General features: G+C 42.3%; 13 protein-coding genes and 1 pseudogene. 10 read left to right on the forward strand and 4 right to left on the reverse strand.

The window, feature by feature from the left end; translation table 11 throughout:
- The first annotated feature begins 71 nt into the window (after positions 1 to 71).
- Together DCMF_RS20085 and DCMF_RS20090 are read left to right on the forward strand one after the other, a co-directional pair.
- Complete coding sequence (locus DCMF_RS20085; RefSeq protein WP_148136074.1) at positions 72 to 2024, forward strand: S-layer homology domain-containing protein; 1953 nt, start codon at positions 72 to 74, stop codon at positions 2022 to 2024.
- Between the two features lie 401 nt (positions 2025 to 2425).
- Positions 2426 to 2932 (forward strand): GNAT family N-acetyltransferase, encoded by a 507-nt coding sequence (locus DCMF_RS20090; RefSeq protein WP_214658762.1) that lies wholly within the window; start codon positions 2426 to 2428, stop codon positions 2930 to 2932.
- Positions 2933 to 3007: 75 nt separating this feature from the next.
- Here DCMF_RS20090 and DCMF_RS20095 read toward each other — a convergent pair whose 3' ends face one another.
- Complete coding sequence (locus DCMF_RS20095) at positions 3008 to 3610, reverse strand: pentapeptide repeat-containing protein (RefSeq protein ID WP_148136075.1); 603 nt, start codon at positions 3608 to 3610, stop codon at positions 3008 to 3010.
- Between the two features lie 365 nt (positions 3611 to 3975).
- Between DCMF_RS20095 and lepB the strand changes: the two genes are divergently transcribed.
- Complete coding sequence (lepB, locus tag DCMF_RS20105; RefSeq protein WP_335582439.1) at positions 3976 to 4404, forward strand: signal peptidase I; 429 nt, start codon at positions 3976 to 3978, stop codon at positions 4402 to 4404.
- A gap of 112 nt (positions 4405 to 4516) precedes the next feature.
- Here lepB and DCMF_RS30145 read toward each other — a convergent pair whose 3' ends face one another.
- Positions 4517 to 4651, reverse strand: a complete 135-nt coding sequence (locus tag DCMF_RS30145) for a hypothetical protein (protein ID WP_257790929.1) — start codon at positions 4649 to 4651, stop codon at positions 4517 to 4519.
- Positions 4652 to 4913: 262 nt separating this feature from the next.
- Here DCMF_RS30145 and DCMF_RS20110 point away from each other — a divergent pair, with 262 nt between their 5' ends.
- The 5 genes from DCMF_RS20110 to DCMF_RS20130 all read left to right on the forward strand — a co-directional run bounded on the left by DCMF_RS20110 (position 4914) and on the right by DCMF_RS20130 (position 12863).
- Entirely contained in the window at positions 4914 to 8714 is a 3801-nt protein-coding gene (locus DCMF_RS20110; protein WP_214658763.1) for an RCC1 domain-containing protein, read from the forward strand.
- Between the two features lie 19 nt (positions 8715 to 8733).
- The gene (locus tag DCMF_RS20115; protein WP_148136078.1) at positions 8734 to 9804 is read left to right on the forward strand and encodes an Ig-like domain-containing domain; all 1071 of its coding nucleotides are present in this window, start codon (positions 8734 to 8736) and stop codon (positions 9802 to 9804) included.
- A 109-nt stretch (positions 9805 to 9913) separates the two neighbouring features.
- Complete coding sequence (locus tag DCMF_RS20120) at positions 9914 to 10036, forward strand: bacteriocin (RefSeq protein WP_148136079.1); 123 nt, start codon at positions 9914 to 9916, stop codon at positions 10034 to 10036.
- A 15-nt stretch (positions 10037 to 10051) separates the two neighbouring features.
- The gene (locus tag DCMF_RS20125) at positions 10052 to 11152 is read left to right on the forward strand and encodes an S-layer homology domain-containing protein (protein ID WP_148136080.1); all 1101 of its coding nucleotides are present in this window, start codon (positions 10052 to 10054) and stop codon (positions 11150 to 11152) included.
- A gap of 427 nt (positions 11153 to 11579) precedes the next feature.
- Positions 11580 to 12863 carry a sigma 54-interacting transcriptional regulator gene (locus DCMF_RS20130; protein WP_214658764.1) on the forward strand — a complete coding sequence of 428 codons (1284 nt, stop codon included), beginning with the start codon at positions 11580 to 11582 and terminating at the stop codon, positions 12861 to 12863.
- Positions 12864 to 12881: 18 nt separating this feature from the next.
- On the opposite strand, the pseudogene DCMF_RS29770 reads toward DCMF_RS20130, so the two are convergent.
- Positions 12882 to 13535 (reverse strand): annotated as a pseudogene (locus tag DCMF_RS29770) (NAD(P)-dependent oxidoreductase); the annotation flags it as partial.
- A 233-nt stretch (positions 13536 to 13768) separates the two neighbouring features.
- On the opposite strand from DCMF_RS29770, the gene DCMF_RS20140 reads away from it, so the two are divergent.
- Together DCMF_RS20140 and DCMF_RS20145 are read left to right on the forward strand one after the other, a co-directional pair.
- Positions 13769 to 14179 carry a helix-turn-helix domain-containing protein gene (locus DCMF_RS20140; protein ID WP_148136083.1) on the forward strand — a complete coding sequence of 137 codons (411 nt, stop codon included), beginning with the start codon at positions 13769 to 13771 and terminating at the stop codon, positions 14177 to 14179.
- 46 nt (positions 14180 to 14225) lie between these two features.
- Positions 14226 to 14987: an REP-associated tyrosine transposase gene (locus DCMF_RS20145; RefSeq protein ID WP_148136084.1), complete on the forward strand. Its 762-nt coding sequence runs from the start codon at positions 14226 to 14228 to the stop codon at positions 14985 to 14987.
- A 210-nt stretch (positions 14988 to 15197) separates the two neighbouring features.
- Here the strand turns inward: DCMF_RS20145 and DCMF_RS20150 are convergent, their stop codons facing one another.
- Positions 15198 to 15671, reverse strand: coding sequence for a hypothetical protein (locus DCMF_RS20150; RefSeq protein ID WP_148136085.1), 474 nt, complete (start codon positions 15669 to 15671; stop codon positions 15198 to 15200).
- Positions 15672 to 15686: the final 15 nt, after the last annotated feature.

Consider the following 15686-nt stretch of genomic DNA (forward strand, 5'->3'; position numbering starts at 1 on the left):
GCTGCCGCTCAGGCGTTTATCCAAGCGGCAGCCGCACCCCGGCGGTATTTTCCCAGAAGGAGGTATAACCCATGAAAAAGTGTTTTATCATGACACTAGTAATAATGGCTCTGTTCTTTTCGGCCGGCCAGGCCTTAGCCACCAACTCGTCGCCGTTAGATTACAGCGTTTCCTCTGCAAATGTTCTACTGGATCAGAACGGCAACGGCAGCTTTACCATCAGGGTAGAGGATTTTCAGCAACCATTTGTGGGGATGCAGTTTATAGTTGTGCCAAGTGCCGACGTGGAAATCGTATCAGTCAGTTACAATACAAATGTAACTCCCCCGGATACCTCTGGCCCGCAGGCAATCGCAGAAGGGTCGAACCGTCAGGGCATGGTATTTGCGTTTTCAAATATAAATCTTGGTGAAGAGCCTGATGAAGATAAATCGAAGGCGGACATTTTTAGCGGCGAGGTAACCTGCACCGTAGATGTGCGATACGTAGGTGATAAAGACGGTACAGGCAGCTTAGTGATTGATGAAATCAGTGCTCAGCGTTTCGAGACGGGCACGATTTATATGAGTACCGAAAAAACACCGATTACTTTAATTTTAAATAATGACCCACCGGATCCGGATACTTACAGAATTACCGTTGAATCCGTATCTGGCGGCACTATTACAGTCGTCCCCAGCAGTGGCCGGGCAAAAGAAGGAGAGACCGTTACCCTTTCCTTTAAAGCCAACAGCGGCTTCAAATTTGACGCATGGAAGGTAACAAGAGACGAAAGCAGTCAAGATGTGACGGTTACCGATAATAAATTCACCATGCCGGCGGAAAATGTGACGGTAACGGCAAAGTGTTCCTCCACTGGCGGCGGTTCCGGCGGCGGCGGTGGCGGCAGCGACGAGCCTGAAACACCGGACGATTCTGCTTCCACAGTTTCAGGTAACACGATCAGCGTACCGGTCAGCCCGGTTATAGACGGCAGTACGGCTGTCGTCACGCCGACTGATCTGCAGATAAGCAGTGCTTTACAAATGAAGAAAAGCGATAAGGAAAACATCATAAGCTTTGAAGTGATTGGGGCAGATGCCGGCACTGCTCATGAATTTACTTTGGAGCTCAGCCAATCTCAAAGCAATCTGCTGGCAGACGGTGTAGAAAAAGTAGCCTTCCGGACACCCGTAGGCACGGTAATAATGCCCAAAGAGGTATTAGAGCAAGCGAACGGCGGTTTGAAGCTGACTGTTAGCAAAGTTTCCGGTGAAACTGATACTTTTGAAGTGACATTACAGGACGAAAAAGGGATCATCACCCGGCTGAATGGCAGAACTACATTGGAGTTTCCCGTAACCAGGCCTGGGTCACCAACTGATGTTATGACACATAACGGGGAGATCATGAAGAACTCTGTGATCAGCGGGAGCAAAGGGTATGGTGTCACTACCGGATTCAGCAGATTTGCTGTTATCTCCAACCAGGTTAGTTTTACCGATACTGCTGATCATTGGGCAAAACAATACATTGCATTCTTAGCGGCAAGAAACATTATAAATGGTACAGCACCTAATAAATTTGCTCCCAACAATTACGTGACCAGAGCGGAATTTATCAAGATGCTGATCAATTCTATTGATGGCTTGGATGTTAAGAATGCCGCATCTGCCGGCTTTAACGATGTAAAAGAAGGCCAATGGTACAGCGATTTTATCAACTGGGCAGCAGGGAAAAAGATAGTCAGCGGTTACGAGGATGGGTCTTTTGGGATCAGTAAGCGTATCACCAGGCAGGAGATGGCAGTAATCATCGACCGGTTTGCCGCGGAGATGGCAATTGATCTGGATCCAACGCAAGCGCATACTGCCTTCGTGGACGACAGTAAGATTGCTCCATTTGCAAAAGACTCTGTGTACAAGATACAGCAGGTTGGTATTATTACAGGAAAGGGTAATAATACCTTTGACCCTGCAGGTAATGCTACCAGAGCGGAAGCTGCCAAGATGATTTCCGGTCTTATTGAGCTGCTGGTAAAATAGCTGAGTTAAATTGCAGATGCGAATAGCAGTATTAAGCAGGGACTATGATCCCTGCTTAATTTTTAAGCACTCACTTCCTCAATTTTGTAAGTTTTTCCTGACACTTTTTAGCTTTTCCAAAATCCATCAACCTTTGGAAAGGATATTAATTTTACTATTTGTCATCGAGGAATACCTCCTTCAATTCTTTGGTTAGCTGACAATCAGGAATGGCTTATACATTGGTAATATTACAGAAGAAAAGAGAGCGAATAGTAAGAATTTGTTGATTATGCAAAAATAGTTATGGTAACATTGGGTCATAAGGTGTTCCGGGGAAATTGACTGAACTACAAGGGTATTAGAGGATTTATTTGCGCTATGAATAATTCTGCTTTTAATAGAAAAAGGAGGGTGAAGTAATGACAAATATCGAAACAAAAATCCTTGGGTTTCGTCTGCGTTTTGCTCAAAGAGGAGATGTTCCCTTGATTGTAAAATACATTAGGGATCTAGCTGCCTATGAAGGGGAGTTAGACCAGGTCACCTGTACCTCAGAAGTATTGGAAAGGGACATGTTTGACCGGGGCGGTGCAGAAGCGCTGATTGGGGAGTTCAACGGGGTACCCGTAGGTTTTGCATTGTTTCATCCCACCTTTTCCACTTTTCTTGGGCGAAAGGGAATGGGGTTAGTTGATCTGTATATAGAACCTGAAATGCGAGGAAAGGGATTCGGTAAGACGATGTTATCCTACCTTGCTCAATTAGCGGTTGAAAGGGATTGCGGAAGACTGGAATGGCCATGTCATGATTGGAATGATCCTGCGATTAAACTATATAAAAAGTGGGGCGCATTTCCCATAAGCAATCTTAGGACTTATAGACTTTGTGATGAAGCCTTATCAGAGTTTTCAAAGAAGTGGCGATAATGAATTATAAGCGGGCATGCTTTATTTGCCCTAAAAAACCAGACAAATTTCTGTACGGCAAAATAGCAAAGCAGCTTAAATGACCGTTACTCCTAATATTTGGGCTATTCCTACCGCCTGAACCGTGTTTACTTTTGCCCCACGTAATTCTATATGTGTATCAGATACCATAATGCCATCAATCGTACAGTCTGATAAATCAATTCCCTTTAATGAAGTTTTAAAGAAATCGACACTTGTGAGATCCACTTTTCTGAGTCTCATCTTTTTGAATTTCACCTCAGACATAAAGGCTTCTCTAAAATTACAATCGTTAATAGAACAATTCTCCCAAAATGTATTAACGCAATTTGCATAATGAAAAGAACTTCTATCCAACTGAACTTCTTTAAAAACAGTCTGGTTAAAATTACTGCCATCAGCCTTGCTGTCTATGATTTTAGCGTTCTTCCAATAACTATTGGTGAATATACAATTAGAGAAATCACAATTTTCAAAAGTCGTATTATAAAAACCGACACCGGTAAAATCGCAAGCGGTAAATCGGCATTTATTAAATTGTACCAGCCTAAATTCCGTTTTGGAAACATCCAGTTCTGTAATCGTTTCATTTTCAAAGCATATTTCTTCTATGGAATTCTCGTCTAATTTTGCATCAAGAATTTTATCTTTTAACATAAATAGACCTCCAGATTTTGAATAAATTAAGTTACATCTTTAAACAAATATGACGACAAGTTATTTTTGAAAAATACAGCCAAATGGACCGCTCCGTGAAAGGGCTTACGGGAGCGGGCGGAGGGAAATAATTAGAAGGATGGGAAAAGCTTTGCCTTTATCTCCAGAAGGAAATAAAGGACTATTCCAATAACTATCAGTAATACAATTGCCCTGATCACTTTATTGCCCCTTTTCTGTTTTTAAGACTTGCCTGCCATAGGGCAGGTCTTTTTATGTTTCATGATCAAAGCGTTGGATAACCCATTCTCAGCAACAGTGTAAGCTCAAAACAAAACCAAGTCAATCTGGCCAGACAAATTCTCATACCGGGTCTTGGTCATCTGTATCTGCGCCAATGGTTCAAAGCGATAGTATTTATCATAGCCTTATTACTTGTCAGCTACTTCATAGGACGAGGAAATATTGTAATTTATAAAAATGAGAAGGATAAAATGCTTGTCAGCAGGGTAGCTGCACTTGAAGGAGAAACCATTGAGATAAAGGATGGAAGCGTATATATTAATGGGGCTATTACTGATGATTCCAAATTAATGAGTATTCACTATGATGGTTTAGGAACATATGGGATACCTGGTAGACCCTATAAGATACCTGATAACTCCATATTTGTTTTAGGAGATAATACGGTTAATAGCATAGATAGTAGGGTTAATGGGGCCATACCGGTGGAACAAGTCGTGGGTGTTGGTTACAAAATTATATGGCCATTTAAGAAAGAGGCAAAGATATAATTTCGCAAATAAAAGATATAATTCGTAAATATCGGTTACTCCCTCGAGTGCCGGTATTTTTATTTGCCCTAAAAACCAGACAAATTTCTGCACGGCAAAATAGCAAAGCATTTTAAACAACCCTTACTCCTAATATTTGGGCTATTTCTACCGCCTGGACCGTGTTTACTTTTGCCCCACGCAATTCTATATGTGTATCAGATACCATAATGCCATCAATTGTACAGTCTGATAAATCAATTCCCACCGGATATTCCCCTGCTCCATAGAGAAACTGCGCTCGCTCCGATTCACATCCGGCGGTAAGATCTTTATTCTTCCGCCCCTGCGAATAAATTAACGTAATTCACCAATAATCGACCTAATATGATATAATATTTAAGCTAAGGAACAAAATTCCAACAATTATTATAGTCTTACTTAGCGAAATTAGAGTCAGCTGCTGTTTCTTATCTCACTTGTAAACGAGGGAGCTTTGCTAATAACGGGCTTTGAAAGGAGATAAAATTTTGAAGAGAACCGGGAAAAAAGTATTGTTACTTAACTTGCTTATGTTTTTGGCAATTGCTGCTGCATTTTATGCCTCACCTATGTCTGCCGGGGCTTCCGAAACTGTATCCGGGGCGGTATACAACAGTTCTTCCCCGGATAATCAATACGGCATAGAAAGCATTCCCGGATACGGTGAGGACAGTTTATTGATAAAATTTAACGATACCGAGGTAACCAAAAACTATACATATTTTTATTTTGAAAATCCCCACCAAGTGATCACTTTTGCATATTATCTTGATCCGAATACCTTACCGTACAATTTGGAATTTTCCATATGTCAGGAAAACCAGGAAATTGGTTTTTACTATTATGGTTTATTTGATACGGAGGACTATTATGAGGTAGATTTAAAAGAGGGCCTGAACCGGTTTTCCGTCCAAGATAACTTCGGTTATCTTTCTGCTTATATTAATATTGTCTATATACCTCCCACAGCAAATGCCCAAAGAAGAGGCGAAATCATGCAGGCGGTGATAGATGCCGACGCTCAATCGGTGGATGAATACTCTTTTCTTGCCGCTGAAAGCACGATAAATGCTCAATTGGCCATTCCTTATGATAATTTTGAGGATAAAATTAGTCTCTCAGGAGTGTCAACACCACTCTCCATGGATAAATATTACAACCTCCTTTATACTGACCAGGACTCTGTACAATTCAACGTGGAAGTAAATGGTTCAGCCAAGGTGTTTATCGATGGGGTACAGGCGCAATCGCTGAACAGGGCCAAAGCCACTATTCCTCTGACCTTAAGTAAGTATTTTACCAAAATTGAGGTACAATATGAAACAACCAATAAAGACTACTATTTCTGCATTATAAAATTACCTCCGGGCCTCGATGCGGAATTTTATCAGGATATGGGTAGTAAAGCCAATGCTGCAAACGATCAATGCGTAGACCAAGCAAGTTATGACCAGAATATAGCTGATATGGAATTGTACATGGATCAGGTCATTAATGATCTGAGAATCATAAGGTTTACAGGTTTGGCTGGCAATCAGGACTTTGGTCAACCTTATCAAATCTACGCAACCGATCAACCCAGTTTAAAGGTGTCTACCTTTGCTAAAGAGCCGGCAACCATTATCTTTAATGGAGCCGATATTGGTAGCATAAACGGTATGTGGAAAGAGGCCAATCTTAATCTGAATAATGAAGGTAATGTCTTGGAAATCCAGTTTGGAAATGAAATCTATCAGATCTATCTTTTTGCCCTTATCAGCCAAGTAAGATCAGAGATCAAAACCGCTCTTTTCTCAGCAGCTGCAGAATCAAATGCCCATCTTTCGGATGAAGCAGATTATGAGCAAGCCATTGACAGACTGGCAGATATATACAATTGTAATCAGGAGGGGAAAGTAAAGAAGCTGGCCGCAGGCTATTCCCACTACCTGGCATTGTTGGAAGATGGAACTGTTGTCGCCTGGGATCAAAACGGGAATCTACTGGATGTACCCGAAACAGCAAATAAGGTTAAGGATATTGGTGCCGGTAATGATTATTCGGTGGCCTTAAAAGAGGACGGCACTTTGGTTGCCTGGGGCAGCATCATGACGGAGGTTTTAAATGTGCCGGCCGGCTTGAATAACGTCAGGACAATTTCCGCTGGACCATATTTTTGTCTCGCCCTAAAAAATGACGGTACCGTGGTGGAATGGGGTCCAATGATTAGTCAACTGCCTGCCGGACTGTCCCAGGTTAAAGCTATTTCCGCAGGCAAATATCATGCCTTGGCTTTAAAGGAAAACGGCACGGTAGTAGGCTGGGGCAGAAATGATTACGGGGAAATATCCATTCCTGCCGAGCTTACCAATATTCAAGCCATCTCCGCAGGAGAATATCTCAGTCTGCTGTTGAAAGCGGATGGTACGGTAGCTATTATCGATTATAACTATTCATCAAATTATCCAGCCTATCTTACCGGCGTTAAAGATATATTCTGTGGTGATCAGGATACAAACTATGCTATTTTAACCAACGGTGCGGTTAAGAGATTCACCGAGAGTGCTCTTTACTCCCCATACGAAATTGGGGATGTTGCCGGCAACGGGAAGAAAGCCCGGCAGATCGTAGCGACCAATAACAATTATTACCAGGATCCTTTAATCTTAATGGAAGACGGGACCGTATACAGTCCTCAGAATCATTATCAGCCAATTTTACAGAGTTTCATTAAAAAACATGCCAGTATCGGGCCTGTGGTGATCTCTAAGAGTCATTCCATCTTTTATTTTGAAAATCCAAACCAGACTTTAAATCTGATTTTCAACAGTGATTGTCAGGTCAATTTTAACGGACAGCTCATCAAAAGCTTTACAAATTCCTCGGAAGCCATACCGTTGGTTTTACTTCCGGGCAAAAATGATTTGGAAATGACCTTTTCCAATGGCGTTTTTAGCGATATCAAAAAAGTAGCTATATTTTACTTGCCTCCGGAAAACGGCGCTTTGTTCCGGCAGGCAGTGATAAATCAAGTGATTGCTGCGGATGCGGCAAGTATCGATGACAATAGTTTTCAAAACGGCATCAATAGCATTCTGAGTCTAAAAATACTGAGTTTAACTGAGTTAGGTTATATAATTAATAAGCCTTATGCGATTAGATTTAGCACGGCCGGCCAAATAAACCTGAGCTATGGGTTTGGCGGCAGCCTGGCGGTAAGTGTTAATGGCTCCCCTGCCGTTACAAGCAATGCCTTGTACGGCAATATTCCAATTTCACTGAATCTAGGACAGAATGAAATCATCGTTCAATATACCAAAGAGGGAACCCAAGCCTATAAAATATCTATTTTCTATCTGCCCTCCGAAAGCAGTTCTGTGCTGCGGGAAACCGTATCCAAAGCAATCATCGCAGCTGACGGGCGTGCGATAGATGAAGCATCGTATCAGCAGGAAGTAGCCGGTATCCCGTCAGCGAAAAATCTGTTTTTTGATTACCCAACCGCTGATTTGAACCGACATTTTTACATCCAGTACACCGAAAGTCATTATTACCATTTGGGAGTAGTTGCTTACGCTTCCGCCAAGGTTATACAGGATTTTGTAGAAATCACATCGTTTTCTCAAGATTATCAGTATTTATCCTTTGATCTCCACAACGGGGTTAATAATTTTGAGGTTCAGTTTGGGGCAGGGGCGACTCCAGCTGTTTACAAAATCTGCGTTTTTCGTATACCCGACGATGCAGAACCTGGTTTTCGGGCAAATATCTCCGCGGCAGTAGCAGCCGCCCAGCAAAAGAGTTTCGATCAAAACAGCTATAATATGGAAATAAAGGGGATCATTCAAAGAAATAAATATGTTGCCTTTACCAATTTTACCGGCAGCATGGATACGAATAGAAAATACCGCATTTTATATACCGAGGGATCCCAGCTTTCCATTCAGTGTTCCACGGCGGAACGTGCTGATGTCACCATGGTAAAAATGTCCAATGGATCCAGTATCGATGGATCGGAAAGCTATGTAGTAGGAGCTTCTACCGGTAATTTTACCATTCCGCTGGTAGAGGGCAGAAATGTACTGCAGATCAGTTTTACCGAATTTGGCGAAGTAACGACTTATTATTATGCGATATTCCGGGGATCTTCACAATTCGGGAGTCAGACGAAAAACAATATTATTAATGCCGTTATTAACGCAGATAATGCACTGGTCAATAACGACGGCCTTACTTATACCATTAAATTAGCAGACGTTTCCAATACGTATTTCTGGAATCTCAATTCCAATTGGTTCAAATGGCTGTAAATAGTGGAGGAATAACGGCATGAAAAGAAGCGGATTGATAATTATTTTAACCTTACTGATGATTACATTTTCTTTTTCCCGGGCAGCACAAGCAGCAACCGAGCTGGAATACTACGAGCAGGGAGTGGATCTGTTTAACCAGGGAAATTATGAAGAGGCTCTGCACAATTTTGAAGCCGCGGGCACGATAAATCCGCATGAATCCGTCTACTTTGATTGGCAAGGCTCATGCTTATATCATATGGTTGCTCTTGATGAAGCCTTGCTCGCTTTTGATAAGGCTTTGGCTTTAGAACCTTATTATACGACCTTCGAATACAAAGGGGTATGTCTGGCTGCCTTGGGCCGTCCGGAGGAAGCCCTGGAAGCCTTTAACGAAAGCATTGCCTTGTATCCCTATCAAAACAACTACTTCTGGAAGGCAGCGATTTTGCTGGATCTGCAAAGATTTGACCAAGCAGCCGGCACCTATCTTTCTGTTGTCGCTCTGAATGACACAGACAACGAAGCTAAAGCATTGGCTTATAATAATGCCAGCTATCTTCTGTACCTCAATCAAAATTACACTGAGGCGATGGAAGCAGTAGAGAACGGCCTGGCATTAGAACCGGACAAGTCCAATCTATACAAAAATAAAGGACTGATTTTAGAGGCACAGGGCAATTATCATGAGGCCTTGGAAAACTATAATGAAGCACTGGAAATTGATCCGAATAACCAGGCTGCCCTTACAGCTCAAAGGAACCTAATCGCAAGGCTAAACGGAGAAGAGCCGGACTCCACCGGAATGGTTGAATGGGAAGAAATAAAGCTATATGTCCCTTTAGACAAGGTTTGGACGATTACCTTCAACAGACCGGTCGATCTAGAATCTGCCCAAAATAATATTTATATCGCTGATGAAGAAAACAAGCATCTGAGTCTGAAGATAGAGGCCGGTAATGATGCCAATGAAATAACAGTTTCCTTAAGCGATGGACAAAGCTATGCGGCGGCTCAAAGATATACTCTGTTCGTTCCCGCAAATGTAAAAAGTGTTAACGGAGTAAAAATGATCAACGGAGTCAAGATGGATTTTTTCACAAAATAATGTAAAGTAATGGATTTTCAGATAATTTGTTTTACTTACTATAAAATTAGCCCTGCGTATATTTATAATTGGACCGGCAGGCTTTATAAAAAATGAAAGGGTGGAGAAAATGCGGGATGAAGTAACCAAAAAAGAGGGAGACATTCTTTCAGAAGAAGAGTTGGATCAGGTAACAGGAGGCATTGAACATCCTAAACCGCCAACTGCCCCCGGAAGCGGCGGTGGAATGTAGAAAGGAGCCGTAAAGTTGAAAAGGCAAAAAATTGGGCCATTATTTTATGTTTATCTATTTATTTCTGCATTTCTGGTTTTTGTCCCTGCCTTTGCTTATGCTGACGGATTTCAATACGAAAAAGAAGCACGAATCTTAAATGACTTGGGACTCTACCGGGGTATTTCAGAAGGAGAATTCAATCCTGATCTGGGTGCTGCACTTAATCGGGAAACAGGGATAGTGATGCTTATCAGGATCTTTGGCCTGGAAACTGAGGCTGCCAATATCACTAATGCCGATGAAATCCTTAGCAAATTCAGTGATGCCGGTGAAATTTCAGGCTGGGCTGAAGGTGCAGTTGCCTACGCAGTTCATAGTGGCTTGGTAATTGGTCTCCCGGACGGGACTTTTGGTGCTAAACAGCCATTAAATGGAAAAGCCTATTGTAGTCTAATTTTGCGTCAGCTTGGTTATACGCCTGATTATAATCAGGCGCCGGCTGAGTTGGCGGCTAAAGGCGGTATTTCACCAGAAGAGGTTCAATCATTTACCAATAAAGATTTAATCAAAGATGATTTGGTTGGAATTTCCTATGGGTGCCTGAAAGCAAACGATATAGAAGGAAAGAGTGTGCTCGAAAGCCTGGTCGCACTTGGTGTTGTTGACAACTCAGGAGTGGAAACAATCATGGCTAATTTACCTGATCTGCGTTCTGCTCTAGCAGGACCAGCACTAACGCCATCTGTGCCTCCCGCACCAACCGGATCTTCGTCTCATTCAGGTCATCCAGACGATAGGAAGAAACCGGTAGCCTCGCTTACCCAAAGGCAGGATAATGTTATAGTCGTGTGTTTTGATGAATCTGTCGTTTCTTCCACAAATAGGAATGGGGCCAAGAATTTGTCCAACTATAAGATATTAGGAGTTAATGGTAATTTTGTGGAAAATGCAGCTTCAATTTCGGAATCAGTACCCAATCTGGAATTTGAGGTAAGTTTTGATTCACTAACGAAAGGAAATTACGGCGAATTTACTGTCTGCATCACAGGAATCAGTGACCAATCCGGTAATATTATGGATGATTATCAACAAAAACTATCAATCATTCCTTTTTCCATTAAAACGATTCAATAATCTTCATGGCAGAGATATCGTTTGAAACAGGGGAATCACGGGGACGGTCCTAATGAGTTAAATTAGTAGCAGCAATAGGACCGTCTTCATGATTCCTCCTTTGGTTAGCTGACAATCAAGAATGGCCTATATATTGGTAATATTACAGAAGAAAAGGATGTAAATTTTGATCTGTTAATAAAGATGAACAAAAAAAGACCGGCCACTCATTGGCACAGGTCTTTTCCTTTATAGGACCGCCCCGCGATTCTTCTAATAAATATACACAGGCCTTTGTACTGAGACCATATATAGAAAAAAGACTGAACAGTCTAATAGGTCAATTAGGATCAATTTAGGAAAAATAAAATATATTCAAATTATTAAATCTATGTTTTATAATGAAATTAAACAACAGACAGCCCTTATTATGAAGGGGGACAACGCGATGAAGAAAAAGAGCCTGGCTGTTATTGCCTCGGACAGGAGAATCAAAAATTTCCTGGTGAAAACCATCGAAGAGGTGATCGGGAATGAGGTGATAATTGAAGGCTATTCTTTTGAAGAAGGCGTTACGGTGCCCCCAAAAGCCGATCTAGTACTCACTTCAGGGAAGTTTATCATGCCCCAGGTAAAACAAGTCTTCCCCACCAGTCCCATTATTGCCTGCCAGCGGGTCATCTCCGGCTATAATCTGGAGCAGGTGATGATGCTGCCCAAAGGGAAAAAGGTCCTGGTGATCAACCATCCCAAGTCCGTTACGGAAGAGACCATTGAGAATTTACAAAACTTAGGAATTACCCATTTGGACTATGTGCCTTATTGGAAGGGAAAACAGGTGGAGTACCATGAAATCGATGCGGCTGTTTCACCCGGGATGGGCCATTTGCTGCCCGAAAAAACCATCAACATTATTGATATCGGCGAGCGGACCATCACGATTCAGTCCTTCCTCGAAGTATTGCTGAAGCTGGATCTAAGTCTGAAATATGTGGAGATTTTTGAAAAAAGCTATATCCGGCTTTTGATGGAGGCAGCCAAAAAGATCAGGAAGGTGCTGAACCAGTCGGAGAGATTAAGAAAAAATCAAACCATCTTGCTCAATGAAATGGAAGAAGGAATTCTCTCCGTCAATGAACAAAACCAGGTGGTTATTTCTAACCCGGCCATGTCCCGCCTGTTTGGGTATTCCTCCGATTATCTGACGAATCAAAATATCCAGGAGATTATCAAGCGGTTGGAGAATGTGGAAGTGTTCCAGGATGATTCAAGCGATACCGAGAAATCATCCGACGTCATTTTCACCTACAACAGCAAACAGCTTGTTTGCAATAAAAGAACTGTGGAGATTGATAACGAAAGGCATTTTATCTATACCTTCCGAGAAGCGGCCCGTATCCAAAAGCTGGAGCAGGAAGTAAGAAGAAAGCTCTATGAGAAAGGTTATGTGGCCAAGCATACCTTTGACGATATCTGGGGCAATAACCAGTGGATACAGACGATTAAGGAGAAGGCTTACCGCTTTGCCCGCACCGAGGAGACCATTCTGATTACGGGAGAAAGCGGCACGGGCAAGGAATTGCTGGCCCAGGCCATCCACCGCAGCTCCTTAAGAAAAGACGGCCCTTTTGTCGCCATTAATTTCGCGGCGATCCCGGAAAATCTGGTGGAAAGCGAATTGTTCGGCTATCCCGCGGGAGACGTTGATGAGGATGGTGTTCTTTTTCATTAAAGCCAGTTCGTCCCTGCCAATCAGGTGTTTTGTCCGGGGTGAAAGAGGAACATGCAGGCTGATGATGTCCGCGTTTTTCAAGACATCTTCCAGGCTCAGATAGGTAATGCCCAACGCGGCCTCTTCCGGCCCGGGCAATCGTGTCCTGGTGTAATAGATGATTTTTGTGCCGAAAGCCCTGGAAAGCTGGGCCGTTATCTTTCCCGTATTTCCCATGCCGATCAGCCCATGGGTCTTGCCGTGCATCTCATAGGTTTCCAGGCGGTATTGCCATTTTGGCCATTCGCCCTTTTTGGTGGCATAATCCAGGATAGTCAGCTTGCGATACAAATTTAAGATCATGGCAATGGTGAACTCCGCCACGCTCTGGGAATTTCCGCCCGGCACATTGCTGACCGGTATTTTCCGGAGCGTTGCTGTTTGCACGTCAATATTATCCAGGCCGATGCCCAACCTTTGGATCATGCGCAAGGCTTTGGCCTTCTCCAGCATCTCGCCCGTGATTTTTGTCCCCGTAACTAAAAAGTAGTCAGCCTGGGCTAGGGCGGTCTCTTTTTGCCCCTCATTCATCTCGGCCCAGTAAAGGATTTCTAAGTTCAGCGCGTTAAAGGACTCGATCACTGCCGATAAAGCAGGATAAACCTCTTCAAAATACAACACTTTTGCCGACATTGCCTAGCTCCCTCCCCTTTCATCGCCTACTTGCGCTTTTGTTTCATAATTATCTTCCTATTAATTATAATACAATTATTTTAGCAAATAAAAGAGTTAAGTAGGCAGTTTCCAGTTTTGACCGTGTAAAATGAAAAGTTAAGTTCCGGTCTGTTTGTAAATATGGCATTTACCTTTGCACTAAATTCCGGTAGAATTTGGTGTGGTTGCCTGCCCGCAGGGAGGAGGAACAAATGGCAACGACACCAAAAGGAAATCACCAACATCTAATGCTCTCAGATAGGATATACATCGAACAGGGACTGGAGCGACGAATAAGCTTTAAAGACATTGCCAAATTCATTGCCAAAGATCCCACTACTATATCGAAAGAGATCCGCCGGCATCGTATTGAAAAGTCTCAACAACGGACTACTGCTTTGTGCATTCATCGGGACACCTGTACCAAAACCCATATGTGCAACAATCGGTACTGTAGTAAACTCTGCGGAAAATGTACACAACGGAGTTGCCAGAGGCATTGTGGAGATTACCAGGCCGCTTCCTGCCACCGACTGGAACGTGCGCCCTATGTATGCAACGGCTGCGGCATCGTCCTGAGCGCTTGGTTTGTTTTGTTATACCCTGAATTAATTATTCAATAATTCAAAACCTGCTAAGAATTCTCTTGACTTTTCTTAGCAGGTTTTTATGCCAAGAAAAGCCAGACAGAAAAGTGAAAGCGGGATATACCACATCATCATGAGGGGAATAAACCGTCAGAGCATTTTTGAAGATGGAGAAGATTGTGTAAAATTTATTCAGACAATACAGCAGTACAAAGAAAAAAGCGGTTATGCAATTTATGCATATTGTTTGATGGGAAATCATGTACACCTGTTAATAAAAACCGGTCAAGAGCCATTAGAGCAGATTATGCGCAGGATTTGCGGCAGCTATGTTTATTGGTACAACTCGAAATATCAAAGAATAGGAAACCTATTTCAAGACAGATTTAAGAGTGAACCGGTAGAAGATGATGCCTATTTTTTTGTTGTTTTGAGATATATTCATCAAAACCCGGTAAAAGCTGGGATGGTGGGGAGTATTGAGCAATACGAATGGAGCAGCTATAACGAATATTTATACAAAGCAATATTGGTTGATGTGGATTTTCCACTTAATATGTTTAGTGATGATAAAGAAAAGGCGTTAAAAAGATTTATGCAATATCATGAAGAAGAAAATGATGATGGATGCCTGGACCTGGAAGAAAAACAAAAGATATCGGATGAAGAAGCTAGGACGATCATTAAAAAAGTGTGCAAATTACAGAATGCTTCTGATGTTCAAAAGCTTGATATACATAGAAGAAATGCATATTTAAAAGAACTTAAAAAAGAGTTCGGTTTATCGGTCAGACAGATTGAAAGGCTTACCGGCATTAATAGGGGCATTGTTTTAAAAGCATAGTGGTGTCCACCTTTGTTTAATATAGATATTGACTAAGCCAAAGATATGTGAGCCTGTTCTTAGAGGGTCTGCAGGCATAATTATTCCGATTGGTTTTTTTATCGGCGCGAAACCTATGGGTATCCTTGAAAATTATCTTTAATCTCAAGCGAAGTGATTGTCAACAACCCCGTCCCCCTGACACCCTTGCCCTCTGACACCCTGACACCGTCATAAGTACCGGCGTAAATGCCGACGCCTCACTTTTTTCATATACTTTTTGACGATAAAAGAACTTACGATCCCCATTATAAAAAAGTTCAGCATAGCCAGAAGCATGGTTTGAGGTTCATCCTTTATATGTGGCATTATATGGGCTATCGGGGACAGAATACCGAAAGTTAGCATCTTCCACATCAAAGCAACCCCGATTCCTTTTAGGAGATAATAATCAATACCAAATATCCTTAAAGTAATCGCGATTATTACGCCGACAGTACCACCCAGCAGAAATGTATTGACAGTACCGAGAATGTATCCGGCGACAGTGTAAACATAATCAGGGTTAAGATAAATACTGGCTGTACCAGCTATAGCCGATGTAAAATTAAACTTAAATATAGCGGCGATAGCCCAATCCGCCACTAAAAAAATGACTGTAGAAACAGATCCCCCAATAGCTCCAATCGTAAGTGTATCGCGCACGGTTGTCACCCTGGA

This window comes from Candidatus Formimonas warabiya (assembly GCF_002777255.1).
GTDB lineage: Bacteria > Bacillota > Dehalobacteriia > Dehalobacteriales > Dehalobacteriaceae > Formimonas > Formimonas warabiya.